Origin of the sequence: Acidovorax sp. 100 (assembly GCF_003688355.1) — a bacterium.
GTDB lineage: Bacteria > Pseudomonadota > Gammaproteobacteria > Burkholderiales > Burkholderiaceae_C > Acidovorax > Acidovorax delafieldii.
On the sequence record NZ_REFD01000001.1, the window covers coordinates 165,565 to 181,750 of the forward strand.

Below are 16,186 nucleotides of genomic sequence, written 5' to 3' on the forward strand. Positions count from 1 at the left end.
ACCATGAGTTTTCAGCAAGGCCTGTCCGGCTTGAACGCCGCCAGCAAGAACCTCGATGTCATCGGGCACAACATTGCCAACTCCAACACCGTCGGGTTCAAGGCCTCGCGGGCCGAGTTTGCCGAGATGGTGGCCTCTGCCATCGGCTCGGCAGGGGGCTCCAATGCAGGCATCGGCGTGGAAGTGGGCGCCGTGGCGCAGCAATTCACCCAGGGCAACCTGACCATCACCGGCAACAGCCTGGACGTGGCCATCAATGGCAATGGGTTCTTCACCCTCACGCTGCCCGATGGCACCGCCGCCTACACCCGCTCCGGCAACTTCAAGCTGGACAAGGAAGGCAACATGATCACCAACGACAACGCGTCGGTGATGGGCTACCCGGTGGACCCGGTGACGGGTCTGCGCACCGGCACCGACCCCATCCCCATGGTGTTCCCGACCGCCGAGCCGATTCCCGCCAAGCAGACCACCACGATCACGGCGGCCTTCAACCTGGACGCCCGCGCCACCGATGCGGCGGGCAACCCCGCAGCCACTCCCCCCATCCCGGCCACGCCGCGCGCCACCTATGGCACGTCGATCAACGTGTTCGACAGCCAGGGCGTGGCCAAACCGGTGAGCCTGTACTTTCAGAAAACCGCCACCGCCAACACCTGGGACGTATACGACGCCCTGGACGACCCCACCGCTGTGCCGCCCGTGGTGGCCACGCCCATCGGCCAGATCACGTTCGACAACAACGGCGCCATCACCGGCCCGGTGGCCACGCCACCCGCCACGGGCTTTTCGCTGCCGCTCACCATCAACCCCACGCCGCCCAACCCCAATAACCTGCCCACCTATACCGTGGACGTGAGCCTGGACAAGGTGACGCAGTTCGGCAAGAAGTTTGCGGTGTCCAACCTGAGCCAGGACGGCTACACCTCGGGCGAGCTGACCGGCATCAACATCGAGAACAACGGGATGATCATGACCCGTTATTCCAACGGCGTGACGCGTGCCGAGGGCCAGCTGGCGCTGTCGAGTTTCCGCAATACGCAGGGCCTGGCCTCGGTGGGCAGCAACAACTGGGTGGCCACGTTCGAGTCGGGCCAGCCCGTCGTCGGCACCGCCACGGATGGCAGCTTTGGCTCGCTGCGCTCGGGCGCCCTGGAAGACTCCAACGTGGACCTCACGGCCGAGCTGGTGAACATGATGACTGCCCAGCGCGCCTACCAGGCGAACGCACAGACCATCAAGACGCAAGACCAGGTGATGTCCACCCTGGTGAACCTGCGCTGACCGGCTGAACCCCCACTGAACCCGCCCAGGACACCGGAGATCCCCCATGGACCGCATCATCTACACCTCGATGACAGGCGCCAACGCCGCCGCCCACCGGCAGGCGGTGCTGTCCAACAACCTCGCCAACGTGTCCACCGGCGGGTTCCGCGCCGAGATGTCCACCTTCCGCTCGGTGCCGCTGCAAGGCGACGGCGCCAAGACGCGCGTGTTTGCGCTGGAGGCCACCTCGGGCTACGTCAACACCCCCGGCCCTGTGCAACGCACCGGCCGCAACCTCGACGCCATGGCGGCCGGCAATGCCTGGTTTGCAGTGCAGGGGCTGGATGGCACCGAGGCCTACACCCGTGCGGGCAGCTTTGAGGTGTCGGCCACGGGCCAGCTGCTCACCCCCACCGGGCTGCCCGTGTTGTCCGATGGCGGAGCGCCCATCGACGTGCCGCCCGGTGCCGATGTGTCGCTCGGGTCGGACGGTACCGTGACCTCCAAGATCCCGGGCCAGCCCGCCCAGGCCATTGGCCGCCTCAAGCTGGGCACACCCACGCCGGAAGACCCGCTCAAGCGCGGCGACGACGGGCTGTTTCGCACCACGTCGGGCGACCCCATGCCCAACGACGCCAACGCGCGCATGCTGTCGGGTGCGCTGGAAGGCTCGAACGTGAACCCTGTCGAATGCATGGTCGGAATGATCGCTGCATCGCGCCAGTTCGAGCAGCAGATGAAGCTGCTGCAGACCGCCGAAACCAACGACAAGACCGCCAGCCAGCTGCTGAGCATGAACGGCTGATGCCGCTGCCACACCTAGCACGCCCCCGCCAAAAGGAAGCACCATGATCAACTCCCTCTGGATCGCCAAGACCGGCATGTCTGCCCAGCAGACCCAGCTCGACGTCATCTCGCACAACCTGGCCAACGTCTCCACCACGGGCTACAAGCGCAACAACGCGGTGTTCGAAGACCTGATCTACCAGAACCTGCGCCAGGTGGGTGCCAACACCACCGAACAAAACCAGCTGCCCACCGGCCTGCACCTGGGCCTGGGCGTGCGCACGGTGGCCACCAGCCGCAACTTCATGCAGGGCAGCCTGCAGGAGTCCAAGAACAACCTGGATGTCGCCATCAACGGCAACGGCTTCTTTGAAGTGACCATGCCCGATGGCACCGTGGGCTACACCCGCGACGGCTCCTTCCAGGTCGATGCCCAGGGCCGCATGGTCACGTCCAGCGGGCTGCCCGTGGTCAATGGCATCACCATTCCGGCCAACGCCACCAGCGTCAGTATCAGTGCCGAAGGCGCCGTGGCAGTCACCGTGCCGGGCAACACACAGCCGCAGACCGTGGGCAACCTGGCCATGGCCAGCTTCATCAACCCGGCCGGCCTGGAGCCCATCGGGCAGAACCTGTTCAAGGAATCCGCCGCCTCCGGCCAGCCCCAGCAGGGCACCCCCGGCACGAACGGGCTGGGCATCATCAAGCAGGGGTTTCTGGAAGCCTCCAACGTCAACGTGGTGGAAGAGCTGGTCACCATGATCCAGACCCAGCGCGCCTACGAGATGAATTCCAAGGCCATCCAGACCTCGGACCAGATGCTGGCCAAGCTCGCCCAGTTGTGACCGGAACGCCCCCCGCGCTTTTGCCCAGGACCTTCGCCATGCGCACTTTCACACGCCCTCTTCGCCTGCTGCAGGCACTTGGCTCGCTGCGCGCGGGCATCCCCGCACTGGGCGCAGCACTGCTGTGCGCCGGCTGCGCCACCCTGTCGCCACCGCCGCCGGTGGACATCCTGCCCACCACCCCGCCCCCGCTCGCCGCTGCACCGCGCACCCCGCCCCCGGTGACGGGCGGACTGTTCCACAACGCCAGCTACCGGCCTGCGTTTGAAGACCGCCGCGCGCGCCTGGTGGGCGACAACGTGACCATCCAGATCGTGGAGAACGTGACGGCCAGCCAGAAGTCTTCGTCCACGGTGGACCGTGACTCCAAGGTCTCTGCGGGCGTGACCGCCCTGCCCTTCACCAGCACCAGCTTCACCGACAAGCTGGGCGTGGGCGCTTCGTCAGGCAACGCGTTCTCGGGCAAAGGCGGCACCGAAAGCGCCAACACCTTCACCGGCTCCATCACCGCCACGGTGGTGGATGTGCTGCCCAATGGCCACCTGGTCATCACTGGCGAAAAGCAGATCGGCGTGAACCAGAACGTGGATGTACTGCGCTTTTCGGGCACGGTGGACCCACGCGCACTGCAACCCGGCAGCATCGTGAACTCGACCCAGGTCGCCAATGTGCGCGTCGAATCGCGCGGACGCGGCGCACAAAACGAAGCCCAGGCCATGGGCTGGCTGGGCCGGTTCTTCAACACCGTCACGCCGTTCTGACCGCACTGGGCGCACCGAAAGCGCCCATGTCCCCAGTCCTTCCGGCATCCGACGGAGGGCTGGGTGCGTCCTTTCACCACTACAAATTTGATAGCCATTGGCGCATATAGCACTAGCGCCTCTGGCCGTTTTCACTCAAAAACCGCCGCCCAGAGCGCCCACGGGCCGTTTCTGCGCGCACCTTGCCAACGCGGCTTCAGACCCAGCCAATAAGCCGGTGATCCCGCTTCTTTTTGGGTTTTAGTTCTGGCCATGGCCTACCACAATGGATGCCATGAAAGCCTCGTCCCATTCCCTCTTGCCCCGCACCGCGCGCGTGCTGTGGCTGCTGCTGGCCCTGGTGGCCGCAGGGCTGGCAACGCCTGCACAGGCCTTGCGCATCAAGGAAGTGGCGGCGGTGCAGGGCGTGCGCAGCAACCAGTTGACCGGCTACGGCCTGGTGGTAGGGCTGGACGGCACGGGCGACCAGACGACGCAGATGCCCTACACCACGCAGGCCATGTCCAACTACCTGCAGCAGATGGGCATCAGCCTGCCACCCGGCACGGCGTCGCAGCTGCAGCTCAAGAACGTGGCAGCGGTGATCGTCACGGCGCAACTGCCCGCCTTTGCCCAGCCGGGCCAGCAGATCGACGTGAACGTCTCGTCCATGGGCAATGCCAAGTCGCTCAAGGGCGGCACGCTCATCGTCACACCGCTGCGCGGCGCTGACGGCGAGATCTATGCACTGGCCCAGGGCAACATGGTGGTGGGCGGCGCTGGCGCGTCAGCCGGTGGCAGCAAGGTGCAGATCAACCACCTGAGCGCAGGCCGCATTCCGCTCGGTGCGCAGGTGGAACGGGCCGTGCCCACCCCGCTCAACGAAGGCGACACCATCAACCTGGGCCTGAACGCCTCCGACTTCCAGACCGCCCGCCGCGTGGCGCAGGTGATCAACGCCAAGCTGGGCAACGGCCTGGCCACTGCGCTGGACGGTCGCACGGTGCAGGTGCGCGCTCCCGTCGACCCCGGCGCCCGCGTCGGCTTCATTGCCGACCTGGAAGAGCTGCCGCTCGAATCCTCCACGCCCTCTGCCAAGGTGGTCATCAACGCCCGCACGGGCTCGGTGGTGCTCAACCAGTCGGTCACGCTGGGGCCCTGTGCCATCGCCCACGGCAACCTGTCGATCACCATCAGCTCCACGCCCGTGGTCAGCCAGCCCAATGCGTTCTCGCAGGGGCAGACGGTGGTCACGCAAAAGAGCGACATCACCATCAACCAGGAACCGGGCAACGTGATCCAGATGCCCGCGTCGCCGCAGCTGGCCGACGTGGTCAAGGCCCTCAACACGCTGGGCGCCACACCCGGCGACCTGCTGGCCATCCTGCAGGCCATCAAGGCCGCCGGCGCGCTGAACGCCGAGCTGGAGGTGATCTGACATGGCTCGCCCTGCTGCCGCCGCTGCGCGCACCATCCACCGGGAGCGACCATGGCCCTGACCCTGCCCTCGTCCAGCACCACCAGCCCCTCGAACGCGCTGGCGGTCGATATCCGCTCGCTCAACTCCCTCAAATACGACGCGGGCACGAGCAACAGCGCACAGGTCACGCGCGAGGCAGCCAAGCAGTTTGAATCACTGTTCATGCGCGAACTCATCAAGAGCATGCGCGACGCAACCATGAAGTCCGGCCTGATGGAGGGCGAGCAGGCCAACCTGGGCCAGGACATGCTGGACCAGCAGCTGTCCGTGAATATGTCAGGCCTGCAGGGCGGCCTGTCGGAAGCCATCGCCCGCCAGCTTTCGCGCCAGATGGGCGGTGCGGACACCAACTTCTCGGTGCCGTCCACGCTGAGCCTGCCGCAGGCACAGAACCGGTCTGCGACCTCCGCCACCACGTCTTCCGTCGATACCACCCTGCCCGTCCCCAAAGGCCGCGAAGGCTTTGTGCAGCACCTGAGCGGCACCGCCGAGCGCGTGGCGCAGGAAAGCGGCATTCCCGCCAGCTTCATGCTCGGCCAGGCCGGGCACGAAACCGGCTGGGGCAAGAGCGAGATCAAGACCGCCAACGGCGGCAACTCGTTCAACCTGTTCGGCATCAAGGCGGGCAAGGGCTGGACCGGAAAGGTGGCCGAGATCACGACCACCGAATACATCAACGGCACACCGCGCAAGGTGGTGGCCAAGTTCCGTGCGTACGACTCGTACGAGGATTCCTTCCGCGACTACGCCAAGCTGATCACCGACAACCCGCGCTACGAAAAAGCCCAGGCCACCGCCAAGACGGGCTCTGCCGTGGCCTACGCGGCCGAGCTGCAAAAGGCCGGTTACGCCACCGACCCGGAGTACGCCAAGAAGCTCAGCGGCGCTATCAACAGCGCGCTGCGTGTACAGCGCGCCCAGGCGTGATGGACGAGAAGAACCGAGGTAAGCCATGAGTCTGCTCAACGTCGGCGCCCGCGCCCTGCTGGCCAACCAGGTGGCCCTGCAGACGGCAGGCCACAACATTGCCAATGTCAACACACCCGGCTATTCGCGCCAGACGGTGGTGCTGCAGACCGTGCAGGGCCAGTTCACGGGCGGTGGCTACATCGGCCAAGGCGTGGATGTGCAGACCATCTTGCGCAACCAGAGCGAGCTGCTCACGCGCCAGTCGGCCGCGGCTGGATCGACCCAGGCGGCCGACGCCATCCGCGCCCAGCGCCTGAGCCAGTTGCAGGAAGTGTTCAGCGGCGGCACCCAGGGCCTGGGCGCCGCCATCAACGACATGATGAACGCGTTCTCGGACGTGGTCAGCAGCCCCACCGACATCACGGCACGCACGGTGGTCCTTACGCGGCTGGACGAAACGGCCGCACGCATGCGCACCGCCAGCGACCGGATCAACGAGATCGAGTACACCGTCAAGGAACAGCTGCAGAGCAGCGTGACCGCCATCAACAGCCTGGCCACGCAGATGGCGGCCATCAACGAGCAGATCGCCCGTGCCACCGGCAACGGCCAGAGCCCCAACGACTTGCTGGACCAGCGCGACCAGATCATCCGCGACATCAACCAGTATGTGCAGACCACCCAGATCCCGGCGGATGACGGCACCGTGGGCCTGTTCGTGGCAGGCAGCCAGCCCCTGGTGCTGGGCAGCACAGCCGCCAGCCTGTCGATCGACGATGCAACGACTTTCCCGGGCAGCGGACAGTCCAAGCTGTTTTTCAACCGCCCCGGCGCCACCCCCGTGGAGCTGGACGAGAACGTGCTGGGCGGTGGCAGCGTCTCGGGCCTGCTGCGCTTTCAGAACACGGACCTGAGCGAAGGGCGCAATCTGCTGGGCCGCATGGCGCTGGCCATCGGCATGACGATGAACGACCAGCAGAACCTGGGCCTGACGCTCGATGGCGTGCCAGGCAAGGATCTGTTCGCCCTGCCCACCAGCATGCCGGGCTATACCAACGGCGCAGGCGTGGGCACGGTGTCGTTCACCGGCCCCACACAGTTTGCTGCGTCCGACTATGAGATTCGCTTCACCACGGGCACGGCCGGGCAGGTGGTGCGCCTGTCCGACGGCCAATCAACCCCGTTCACCAGCGCTGCCAACCTGGCCACACTGCAGATCGATGGGCTCAACTTCAACCTGACCACGCCCGGCAACCCTGGCGAGCGCATGCTGTTCAAGCCGTTCAGCACGGCTGCCAACAACATCCAGGCGCTGGTGTATTCGCCGCGCGACCTGGCAGCCGCCAACCCCATCAACGCCGCCATGGGCACGGCCAACGGCGGCACCATGCAGCTGGGCAGCCTCAAGGCCACGGGCCTGCCCAACCCGCCGGGGCTGGTGCTGCCGGCAAATGCCAACCCAGCAGCCATTCCGCCCATCCTGGGGGGTATCCAGTTGCAGTTCACCGCCGGGCCGCCCACGACCTACGACGTGTTCGACCGCGGGACCGCGCCACCCACCTCGCTGGCGACTGCGCAGCCCTACACCTCGGGCCAGCCCATCTCGATCAACGGCTGGCAGATCACGCTGCAAGGCACCCCCAAGACGGGCGACACCGTGGTGATCGGCAATGCGCTGGACCCGCAGTACGGAGACGCCTACACCCGCAACGCAGGCAACGCGAATGCCCTGATGGGACTGCGCGACGTGAAAATGTTTGACGAGTCCACCCTCTCCGACGGCTACGCTGGCGCCATTGCCCAGGTAGGCACACGCACCCAGAGCGCCAAGTTTGCGGAGCAGCTGTCGTCCACCATCGCAGCCAACCTGGAGCGCGACCGCACGGCAGTGTCGGGGGTGAACCTGGACGAAGAGGCCGCCAAGCTGATCCAATACCAGCAGGCGTACCAGGCCTCCGCCAAGATGATCCAGATTGCGCAGAACATTTTTGATTCGCTGATCCAGGGCCTGGGCCGATGAATGCCGCCCCTAGCGTGAGGAGTTCGACATGAGCACAAACATCTACCGCGTCGGCACGGCCAACATGTATGACAACGCGCTGCGCAACCTGGGCGCGCGCCAGACCAGCCTGACCACGCTGCAGGAAAACCTGACCTCTGGCAAACGCGTGGTGCGCGCCAGTGACGACCCGGTGTCGGCCGCGCAGGCCGAACGAGCCCTCAACCGCCTGTCGCGCATCCAGACCGAACAACGTGCGCTGGAGACCCAGCGCAATGCGATTGCACAGGGGGAATCCTCACTGGGCGACGCGGTGAATCTGATCCAGAACTTTCGGGAGCTGGTGGTCAGTGCGGGCGATGCCAGCATGACCCCGAACGACCGCGCCACGGTCGCCAACCAGCTGCAAGGCCTGCGCGAGCAACTGCTGGAAGTCGCCAACCGGAAAGACACCAACGGTATCCCCTTGCTGAGTGCATTGGGCAGCGCGCTGGCGCCGTTCCTGGGCCCCTTGAGCAGCTCCCCCGACTACAGCTTCCAGGGCTTGCCGGGTCAGACGGCGAGCAACGGCGTGACGGTACCGGGGGCCCTCGACGGCGACTCGGCCTTCATGTTCGACCCCACCCGCGACAGTGTCTACACCGCCGGGGTCAGCAACATCCCGGTAGGCCGACAGCTCACCACCACGGCCATCACGCCCACCAACAAAGCTTTGGTGACGGGTGACAACTACACCGTCACCTTCAGCGCAGTGGGTCCAGGCGCCACCACGGGCACCAGCACAGCCACGTACACCATCACCAATACCACCACGGGTGCCGTCTCCGCCCCGGTAGTGGTGCCGGACTACCCGACCGACAAGCCTGTCACCATCTCCGTTCCAGGCATTCCGGGGCTTTCCTTCGATATCAAGGGCAACCCGGCCAACGGGGATACCGTCACCCTGCAGCCCAGCGCGAGCATGTTCAGCACCATGGACAGTGCCATCAATGGCATCCGCAACGCACCCAACAACAACGGCGCCATCCAGGCCGTGGGGCAGGCACTGGCCAACATCGATATTGGACTGGAGCGCGTACACAACATGCGCAGTTACGCCGGCGAGCTGCTCAATCGCGCAGACCGCATCACCGGCGACCAGGACAAGCGCTCCATCCAGCTGGAAGGCGACCGTTCGCGGGCAGAGGATCTCGATATGATCAAGGGCATTTCCGACTTCCAGAACCAGCAGGTGGGTTATGAGGCTGCACTCAAGTCCTATGCGCAGGTTCAGAAGTTGTCGCTGTTCAACTTTATTGGCTAGGAGCCGGTGCGGCAGAGGGTGTTCGGGCGCAGAGCCCATCGCACCCTGTGCCAGCAGGCTTCAGCACCGGCTGGTGCACCGTGGCGACACCCATCCCGCGAGCGCTGGCTGGCCCTGTTTTTTTGCCTGAGAGCCCATGGTCCAATCCGTCCTAGGTAGCCTGATCCTGGGCTACCGCCCTTTGTGGAACCGCGCCCGCAAACTTGCAGGCATCCAGCTGTATGCCCACAACGAGGCCTCGGCAACAGTCGACGGCGGGCACCTGTTACGCACGCTGCAGGAGCTGTGGTCGGCCAGCTCGCCGCCGCTGCTGATCTCGGCACAGACCCGCCAGCTGCTGTGCGACCTGCTCGAAAACGCGCCACGTGCTGCACCATGGATCGAGGTGCGCGGCGAGTGGTTATCGGACTCTGCCATCTATGACCGCGTGAAGGCCGCGCACCAGCGCGGGCTGCGCATGGTGTGGCGGGGCGACATGGACAAGCTGCCCGAGCCCGAGATTGCCCGCTGCTTCGACAACAGCCTGCTGACCCTGCGCCCGGAAGACGCCGTGGCTGCGCTGCAGGCCACGCCCCCACGCCCAGGCAGTGCCGCCGCCGCAGCAGCACCTGTTGCCAAACGCACCCCCAGCCCGGTGCTGGCTGGCCAGATGTACGAAAACATCGCCAGCCGGGCACTGATGGAGCACTGTCTGGACCAGGGCAACGCGATGGCGCTGGCCGGGTGGCCGACGGAGGATGTGCTCTACAGCCTGCGCCACCACCCGCAGCAGCCCTCGCACGCGGTGATCTTCAAACTCATGAAGGCCATCGACGACGAGCAGTCGCTGGAAACCTTTGAAGACATCATGGGCGAGGACCCGCTGCTCGCGTACCGCTTCATGGTCTATACCAACTCGGCCGCCCTGGGCCTGCGCACCGGAATTGATTCGCTGCGCCGGGGCCTGGTGATGATGGGCTACAGCTCCATCAAGCGCTGGCTGTCCGACCAGCTGCCCCATGCGAGCACCGAGGCCAACATGCAGCCGGTGCGCGAAGCCATGGTGATCCGCGCCCAGCTCACTGCGCGGCTGCTGGACGCAGGCATCGAGAACGACTTGCGCCGCGAGATCTACCTGTGTGGCCTGCTCTCCCAGCTCGATGAGCTGCTGGGCGAGCCCCTGGGCACCATCCTCAAGCGCCTGCCCCTGTCCGAACGCATCTACGACGCCACCGTGTTGCGCACTGGCCCCTACACCGGCGGTCTGCAGATGGCCTGCGCACTGGAGACAGATGACGCCAGCGCCATCCGCCAGCTGTGCGAGACCTTCGAGATGGACCTGGAAGAGGTCAACCGCGCGCTGCTGCGGGTGTTGTCTGACCTGGAAGTGGAAAGAAAGTAGGCTCCTGCGCCGGTTTCGGTGGGCGACACCCCCATGCGATTGCGCGACTCCAGGGCAATGTCTGCGGCTCACCGCCCCTGCTCAGCCCGCACACGCTCAAAGATGCGCCAGAACGCCGCGTCCTGCGTCGTCGCGAAGTTGATGCGCATGAGCGTGCTGGGTTTGCGCTCTGCATGGAACAACGCACCGGGCGCCAGCAGATAGCCCTCGTCCAGCATGCGCTGCGACAGCGCATCGGTGTCCACCCCGGTCTCCACCCAGCCAAACAGGCCCACCGGCTCGGCCGCAAAGGTGCAGCCCGCCCCCAGGGCAAGCTTGACGCTGCGCGCGCGTGCGGCGTCCAGCCGGGTGCGGATGCGTTCGGCGTGGCGGCGCAGCTGGCCCTGCTCGATGCACAGTGCCAGGGCCTTCTCCAGCAGCGCCGGTGTGGTCAGCGTGGCCAGCAGCTTGGTGTCCAGCAATTGCTCCACCAGCGCAGGCGGCGCGGCCATGAAGCCAATGCGCCAGTTGGGCGCCAGGATCTTGGCAAAGCCGCTCACATAGATGGTGCGCTGCAGGCCATCCAGCGCCGTGAGGCGCGTGGCGTGCTCCGGCGCTATGTGGCTGTAGGTGTCGTCTTCCACCACATGGAAGTTGTGCTGGTTGGCCAACTGCAACACGCGGTGGGCACTGCCCGGCGTAAGGCAGTAGCCCGTGGGGTTGTGAAACACGCTCACGCTCACGTAGAGCTTGGGCTTGTGCACCTCGCAGTAGCGCGCCATGACTTCCAGATCCGGGCCATCGGCGCGGCGCGGCACGGGCAGGATGTGCATGCCCAAGGCGGCCAGCCGCGCAAACTCCACCGCCCAGCCGGGCTCCTCCACCATGACCGGGTCGCCCGGGCGCAGCAGGGTGCGGCTCACGATGTCCAGCGCATGCGTGGCCCCCACGGTGGTGATGATGTTCTCAGGCACCGTGTGCACGTTGAGCGTGGACAGCTTTTTGGCCAGCACGCGCCGCAGGCCTGCATCGCCCAGCGGCTCGCCATACTGCAGCGAAAACTCCTGAAGGGCGCGCGAGTTGGTGACCTTGCGCACGGCGGCGGGCATGAAGGTGGACTCCAGCCAGTCGGGCGGAAAGACCCCCATGCCGGGTTGGGGCTTGTCGCTGATCTTGTGGAACATGCCCCGGATCAGCGCCGTGGCGTTGACGGGCGACACCCCTGGGCCCGCGCGGCCGGCGGCACGCGCCGCAAACCAGTGCGCCGTGCTCCAGTTGGCGGCAGCACTTTCCAGAGCCAGGTCGTCGGGGCGCGCGCGCGCGTCAAGGTCGCCGTCGGCTGCATCCACCGCTCGGCCACTTTCGCGGACAAAAAACCCCCGGTTCTTGCGAGCCTCCACCAGGCCCTGCGCCAGCAGCTGGTCATAGGCCGCCACCACGGTGGACGGGCTCACCCCGTGCTGCTGCGCGCACTGGCGCACCGACGGCAGGCGTGCACCCGGCGCCATCAGGCGGTTGCGGATGCGCTCGGCAAACCGGGCGGACAGTTGTTCGGTCAGCGACTGGGTCGACGATTTCATCAGCATGGTGGCATTCCGCTCGCTGCGCCGCCAGGCGCCGGTGTGTATTGTTTTGCCGGGCAATACAGATTTGCAACTGCGCCGACTGTCTGTACTGGTTGTGTATTGGTAGCAAGATTACATTGAAGGCAGATCCCCGACAAGTCCCCCACCCATTCCCGCACCCACCATGAGCGTCGCTGAACTCACCGCCCTGCTGCTGTTTTGCACCGCCATGAGCTTTTCGCCGGGGCCCAACACCACCTTGTCCACCGCGCTGGCCGCCAACCTCGGGCTCAAGCGCGCGCTGCGCTTTTGCTTTGCGGTGCCTGCGGGCTGGACGCTGCTCATGCTGGGCAGCGGGCTGGGCCTGGGTGCCCTCATCACTGGTGTGCCCGCCCTGCGCTGGGCGGTGACGCTGCTGGGCGTGGCCTACATGCTCTGGCTGGCTTTCAAGCTCAGCCGCGCAGGCCAGATGACCGCCATCGACACATCGCGCCTGAACGTGACGTTCTGGCAAGGCGTAGGCCTGCAGTTTGTCAACATCAAGGCCTGGATGCTGGCCCTCACGCTCAGCGCAGGCTGGGTGGTCAATGCCGCAGGGCAGCCCGCCGCCAACCCGGGTGAGCGCCTGGCCATCATTTGCGGCGTGATGATGGTGTTCGCCTTCACCAGCAACTTCGTCTACGCACTGGTGGGCTCGCTGCTGCGCCAGTGGCTGGCGCAGGGCGCGCGGCTGCTGTGGTTCAACCGCGCGCTGGCACTCGTGCTGGTGCTCACTGCGTACTGGATGCTCACCCTATGAACCGCGCACAGGAAAAAGAAGCCCTGCTCTGGGGCCTGGTCGGCGTCACGCTGTTTGCGGCCACGCTGCCCATGACGCGGCTGGCAGTGGGCTCTACCGATGCACCCCAGCTGTCTCCCTGGTTCGTCACGTTCGGGCGTGCCGCCGTGGCGGGCTTGCTGTCGATTGGCTACCTGCTGTGGCAGCGCACGCAAGGGCGCCTGAACCTGCCGGTGCGGGCCGAGTGGCCGCTGCTGGGCATCACGGCGTTTGGCGTGATTGTCGGCTTCCCGCTGTTCCTGGCGCTGGCACTGCGCCATGTGCCCAGCACCCATGGCGCCGTGGTCACGGCCCTGCTGCCGCTGTCCACCGCCCTGCTGGGTGCACTGTGGTACCGGCAGCGGCCCTCGGCAGGCTTCTGGGCCTGTGCAGTGCTGGGCAGCGGGCTGGTGCTGGGCTTCATGGTGTGGCGTGCGGGCGGCCTGTACCTGGGCGCAGCCAACATCTATCTGCTGATCGCCATGACCACAGGCGCCCTGGGCTACATCGGCGGCGCCCGCCTCACGCCCCGCCTGGGGGCCGAGCAGGTCATCTGCTGGGTGCTGGTGTGTTGCCTGCCACTCACCCTGCCCGTGGCCTGGTGGTTCGCTCCCGCCGTGCCCTCCAGCATTGGCGCGATGAGCTGGGCAGGCTTCCTGTATGTGGCCCTGTTCTCGATGTGGATCGGCTTCTTTGCGTGGTACCGCGCCCTGGCGCTGGGTGCCGTGCGGGTCAGCCAGATCCAGCTCATCCAGCCCTTTTTGAGCCTGCTGTTTGCAGTGCCCCTGCTGGGCGAACACCTGGATGCCGTCACCCTGGTGTTTGCAGTGGCCGTGATCGCCACCGTCTTCGTGGGCAAACGGATGCCCGTTCAACAACAAGGAGCCCCCGCATGAGTGCCATGACCCCAGAACAGCGACTGCAACGGCTGGGCCTGGTGCTGCCCACCGTGTCCGCCCCGCGCGGCAACTTTGACGCCTATGTGCTGGACGGCAACACGCTGTACCTGTCGGGCAAGGGCTCGCCACTGCGCAACGACATGGGGGTGGTCCCCAAGGTGGGCCGCGAGATCAGTGCCGACGACGCACGTCAGCACGCCCGCGAAGTGGGCCTGCAGCTGATCGCCACCATGCAGGCAGCACTCGGAGATCTCTCGCGCGTGCGCCGTGTGGTCAAGCTGCTGGGCATGGTGAATGCGGTACCCGACTTCATGCAGCACACCGAGGTCATCAACGGCTGCTCCGACCTGCTGGTGGAAGTGTTTGGTGATGCAGGACGGCACGCACGCTCGGCCGTCGGTGTCGGCTCCTTGCCGCGTGGCTTTGCGGTGGAGATCGAGGCCGTGGTGTCGATCAAGGACTGAAAACCATGCATTTGCAGAACATTCCCTTTGCCACCACCGACTGGGCCAGCATTCCGCGCGAAGAAAAAAGCGCCGCAGCGGGCCAGGCCTTCTGGCGCACCCAGACATTTGGCGAGGCGCGCGTGCGCATGGTGGAGTACACGCTAGGCTACGTGTCCGACCACTGGTGCACCAAGGGCCATGTGCTCTTGTGCCTGAGCGGCGAGCTGCACACCGAGCTGGCCGACGGCCGCCAGTACACCTTGACACCCGGCATGAGTTACCAGGTGGCGGACAATGCAGAACCCCATCGGTCCACCTCCCCACAGGGCGCCACCCTGTTCATCGTGGACTGAGAAGGTGTGAACGCACCCGCCAGGGCTGCCGCACACCCATTTTTTGACGACAACTTTGCAACCGTAGTGGCCCAGGCGGCCACCCGCAGGAGACGAGAGTGAAACTGAACGACCTTCCCACCAACAGCACGTGGACCCTGGCACGCCGTGCCGAGCGCATGAACCCCTCGGTCATCCGCGAAATCCTGAAGGTCACTGAAAAGCCCGGCATCATCAGCCTGGCAGGCGGCCTGCCATCGCCCAAGACCTTCCCGGTCTCCGCGTTTGCCGCCGCTTCTGCCGCCGTGCTGGCCAACGACGGCCCCGGCGCCCTGCAGTACGCCGCCAGCGAAGGCTATGGCCCGCTGCGCCAGGCGATTGCCGACTTCCTGCCCTGGGACGTGGACGCTGACCAGATCCTCATCACCACCGGCTCGCAACAGGCGCTGGACCTGATCGCCAAAATCCTCATCGACACCGATAGCCGCGTGCTGGTGGAAACGCCCACCTACCTGGGCGCGCTCCAGGCCTTCACGCCCATGGAGCCCAACGTGGTGTCCGTGGCCAGCGATGATGAAGGCGTGCTGATCGACGACCTGCGCGCCAAGGTGGGCACGGGCGCGAACAAGGCACGTTTCCTGTACGTGCTGCCCAACTTCCAGAACCCCACGGGCCGCACCATGAGCGACGCGCGCCGCGCCGAGCTGGTGGCCGCCGCCGCCGAGCTGAACCTGCCCCTGGTGGAAGACAACCCCTACGGCGACCTGTGGTTCGACGCACCGCCGCCCGCCCCGCTCACGGCCCGCAACCCCGACGGCTGCATCTACATGGGCTCATTCTCCAAGGTGCTGGCCCCCGGCCTGCGCCTGGGCTACATCGTGGCGCCCAAGGCCGTGTACCCAAAGCTGCTGCAGGCCAAGCAGGCGGCCGACCTGCACACGCCCGGCTACAACCAGCGACTGGTGGCCGAAGTGATGAAGGACGACTTCCTGGACCGCCACGTGCCCACCATCCGCGCGCTCTACAAGCAGCAGTGCGAGGCCATGCTGGCCGCACTCGACAAGGAAATGCAGGGCCTGGGCGTGCACTGGAACCGCCCCGACGGCGGCATGTTCCTGTGGGTGCGCCTGCCCGAAGGCATGAGCGCCATCGAGCTGCTGCCCAAGGCCGTGGAGCGCAATGTGGCCTTTGTGCCCGGGGCGGCCTTCTATGCCGACAACGCCGACCACCGCACCCTGCGGCTGTCATTCGTGACCTCCACCGTCGAGCAGATCGCCACCGGCATCGCGGCGCTGGCGGCAGCCATCAAGGATGTCACCCCCTGAGCGGCTGCGCCGCTTCCCCCTCTCTCGCTGCGCGGGAGGGGGACGCAGCCAGCGGCCTGGCAAAGCCAGCTCCGCGGCTACCTCGCCCAATCACGCCTACTTCATGCACCCGGG

Annotated in this window: 15 protein-coding genes; 14 read left to right on the plus strand and 1 reads right to left on the minus strand. The window is 66.2% G+C overall.

What is annotated here, in order from left to right; genetic code table 11:
* Positions 1 to 3 precede the first annotated feature (3 nt).
* The 9 genes from flgE to C8C96_RS00820 all read left to right on the plus strand — a co-directional run bounded on the left by flgE (position 4) and on the right by C8C96_RS00820 (position 10,709).
* Entirely contained in the window at positions 4 to 1,284 is a 1,281-nt protein-coding gene (gene flgE / locus C8C96_RS00780) for a flagellar hook protein FlgE (RefSeq protein WP_056748009.1), read from the plus strand.
* Positions 1,285 to 1,330: 46 nt separating this feature from the next.
* Complete coding sequence (gene flgF / locus C8C96_RS00785) at positions 1,331 to 2,071, plus strand: flagellar basal-body rod protein FlgF (protein ID WP_056065654.1); 741 nt, start codon at positions 1,331 to 1,333, stop codon at positions 2,069 to 2,071.
* A 43-nt stretch (positions 2,072 to 2,114) separates the two neighbouring features.
* Positions 2,115 to 2,897: a flagellar basal-body rod protein FlgG gene (gene flgG / locus C8C96_RS00790; protein ID WP_056648212.1), complete on the plus strand. Its 783-nt coding sequence runs from the start codon at positions 2,115 to 2,117 to the stop codon at positions 2,895 to 2,897.
* Between the two features lie 38 nt (positions 2,898 to 2,935).
* A complete protein-coding gene (locus C8C96_RS00795) occupies positions 2,936 to 3,658 on the plus strand; it encodes a flagellar basal body L-ring protein FlgH (RefSeq protein ID WP_056065648.1) in 723 nt (240 codons plus the stop codon).
* Positions 3,659 to 3,923: 265 nt separating this feature from the next.
* Positions 3,924 to 5,075, plus strand: coding sequence for a flagellar basal body P-ring protein FlgI (locus C8C96_RS00800; protein ID WP_370107345.1), 1,152 nt, complete (start codon positions 3,924 to 3,926; stop codon positions 5,073 to 5,075).
* A gap of 51 nt (positions 5,076 to 5,126) precedes the next feature.
* Entirely contained in the window at positions 5,127 to 6,044 is a 918-nt protein-coding gene (gene flgJ / locus C8C96_RS00805; RefSeq protein ID WP_099729168.1) for a flagellar assembly peptidoglycan hydrolase FlgJ, read from the plus strand.
* A gap of 25 nt (positions 6,045 to 6,069) precedes the next feature.
* The gene (gene flgK / locus C8C96_RS00810) at positions 6,070 to 8,046 is read left to right on the plus strand and encodes a flagellar hook-associated protein FlgK (RefSeq protein ID WP_121941116.1); all 1,977 of its coding nucleotides are present in this window, start codon (positions 6,070 to 6,072) and stop codon (positions 8,044 to 8,046) included.
* Positions 8,047 to 8,074: 28 nt separating this feature from the next.
* Positions 8,075 to 9,328 (plus strand): flagellar hook-associated protein FlgL, encoded by a 1,254-nt coding sequence (flgL, locus tag C8C96_RS00815; RefSeq protein WP_056748001.1) that lies wholly within the window; start codon positions 8,075 to 8,077, stop codon positions 9,326 to 9,328.
* 136 nt (positions 9,329 to 9,464) lie between these two features.
* A complete protein-coding gene (locus tag C8C96_RS00820; RefSeq protein ID WP_056747999.1) occupies positions 9,465 to 10,709 on the plus strand; it encodes an HDOD domain-containing protein in 1,245 nt (414 codons plus the stop codon).
* Between the two features lie 68 nt (positions 10,710 to 10,777).
* Here C8C96_RS00820 and C8C96_RS00825 read toward each other — a convergent pair whose 3' ends face one another.
* Complete coding sequence (locus tag C8C96_RS00825; RefSeq protein ID WP_121941117.1) at positions 10,778 to 12,274, minus strand: PLP-dependent aminotransferase family protein; 1,497 nt, start codon at positions 12,272 to 12,274, stop codon at positions 10,778 to 10,780.
* A gap of 163 nt (positions 12,275 to 12,437) precedes the next feature.
* On the opposite strand from C8C96_RS00825, the gene C8C96_RS00830 reads away from it, so the two are divergent.
* The 5 genes from C8C96_RS00830 (at position 12,438) to C8C96_RS00850 (ending at position 16,072) form a co-directional block, all read left to right on the plus strand.
* Positions 12,438 to 13,052, plus strand: coding sequence for a LysE family translocator (locus C8C96_RS00830; RefSeq protein ID WP_056747996.1), 615 nt, complete (start codon positions 12,438 to 12,440; stop codon positions 13,050 to 13,052).
* Complete coding sequence (locus C8C96_RS00835) at positions 13,049 to 13,966, plus strand: DMT family transporter (protein WP_056065632.1); 918 nt, start codon at positions 13,049 to 13,051, stop codon at positions 13,964 to 13,966. Before C8C96_RS00830 ends, C8C96_RS00835 begins: the two co-directional genes overlap by 4 nt.
* Positions 13,963 to 14,433: a RidA family protein gene (locus C8C96_RS00840; protein ID WP_121941118.1), complete on the plus strand. Its 471-nt coding sequence runs from the start codon at positions 13,963 to 13,965 to the stop codon at positions 14,431 to 14,433. Before C8C96_RS00835 ends, C8C96_RS00840 begins: the two co-directional genes overlap by 4 nt.
* Positions 14,434 to 14,438: 5 nt before the next feature.
* Positions 14,439 to 14,768: a DHCW motif cupin fold protein gene (locus tag C8C96_RS00845; RefSeq protein WP_121941119.1), complete on the plus strand. Its 330-nt coding sequence runs from the start codon at positions 14,439 to 14,441 to the stop codon at positions 14,766 to 14,768.
* A 98-nt stretch (positions 14,769 to 14,866) separates the two neighbouring features.
* Positions 14,867 to 16,072 carry a PLP-dependent aminotransferase family protein gene (locus C8C96_RS00850; RefSeq protein ID WP_199737421.1) on the plus strand — a complete coding sequence of 402 codons (1,206 nt, stop codon included), beginning with the start codon at positions 14,867 to 14,869 and terminating at the stop codon, positions 16,070 to 16,072.
* The last annotated feature ends 114 nt before the right edge of the window (positions 16,073 to 16,186 follow it).

Excerpts from the sequence above, each read along its gene's own strand:
- flgE (WP_056748009.1), top strand. The coding sequence starts at position 4 with ATGAGTTTTCAGCAAGGCCTGTCCGGCTTGAACGCCGCCAGCAAGAAC.
- flgF (WP_056065654.1), top strand. The coding sequence starts at position 1,331 with ATGGACCGCATCATCTACACCTCGATGACAGGCGCCAACGCCGCCGCC.
- flgG (WP_056648212.1), top strand. The coding sequence starts at position 2,115 with ATGATCAACTCCCTCTGGATCGCCAAGACCGGCATGTCTGCCCAGCAG.
- C8C96_RS00795 (WP_056065648.1), top strand. The coding sequence starts at position 2,936 with ATGCGCACTTTCACACGCCCTCTTCGCCTGCTGCAGGCACTTGGCTCG.
- C8C96_RS00800 (WP_370107345.1), top strand. The coding sequence starts at position 3,924 with ATGGATGCCATGAAAGCCTCGTCCCATTCCCTCTTGCCCCGCACCGCG.
- flgJ (WP_099729168.1), top strand. The coding sequence starts at position 5,127 with ATGGCCCTGACCCTGCCCTCGTCCAGCACCACCAGCCCCTCGAACGCG.
- flgK (WP_121941116.1), top strand. The coding sequence starts at position 6,070 with ATGAGTCTGCTCAACGTCGGCGCCCGCGCCCTGCTGGCCAACCAGGTG.
- flgL (WP_056748001.1), top strand. The coding sequence starts at position 8,075 with ATGAGCACAAACATCTACCGCGTCGGCACGGCCAACATGTATGACAAC.
- C8C96_RS00820 (WP_056747999.1), top strand. The coding sequence starts at position 9,465 with ATGGTCCAATCCGTCCTAGGTAGCCTGATCCTGGGCTACCGCCCTTTG.
- C8C96_RS00825 (WP_121941117.1), bottom strand. The coding sequence starts at position 12,274 with ATGCTGATGAAATCGTCGACCCAGTCGCTGACCGAACAACTGTCCGCC.
- C8C96_RS00830 (WP_056747996.1), top strand. The coding sequence starts at position 12,438 with ATGAGCGTCGCTGAACTCACCGCCCTGCTGCTGTTTTGCACCGCCATG.
- C8C96_RS00835 (WP_056065632.1), top strand. The coding sequence starts at position 13,049 with ATGAACCGCGCACAGGAAAAAGAAGCCCTGCTCTGGGGCCTGGTCGGC.
- C8C96_RS00840 (WP_121941118.1), top strand. The coding sequence starts at position 13,963 with ATGAGTGCCATGACCCCAGAACAGCGACTGCAACGGCTGGGCCTGGTG.
- C8C96_RS00845 (WP_121941119.1), top strand. The coding sequence starts at position 14,439 with ATGCATTTGCAGAACATTCCCTTTGCCACCACCGACTGGGCCAGCATT.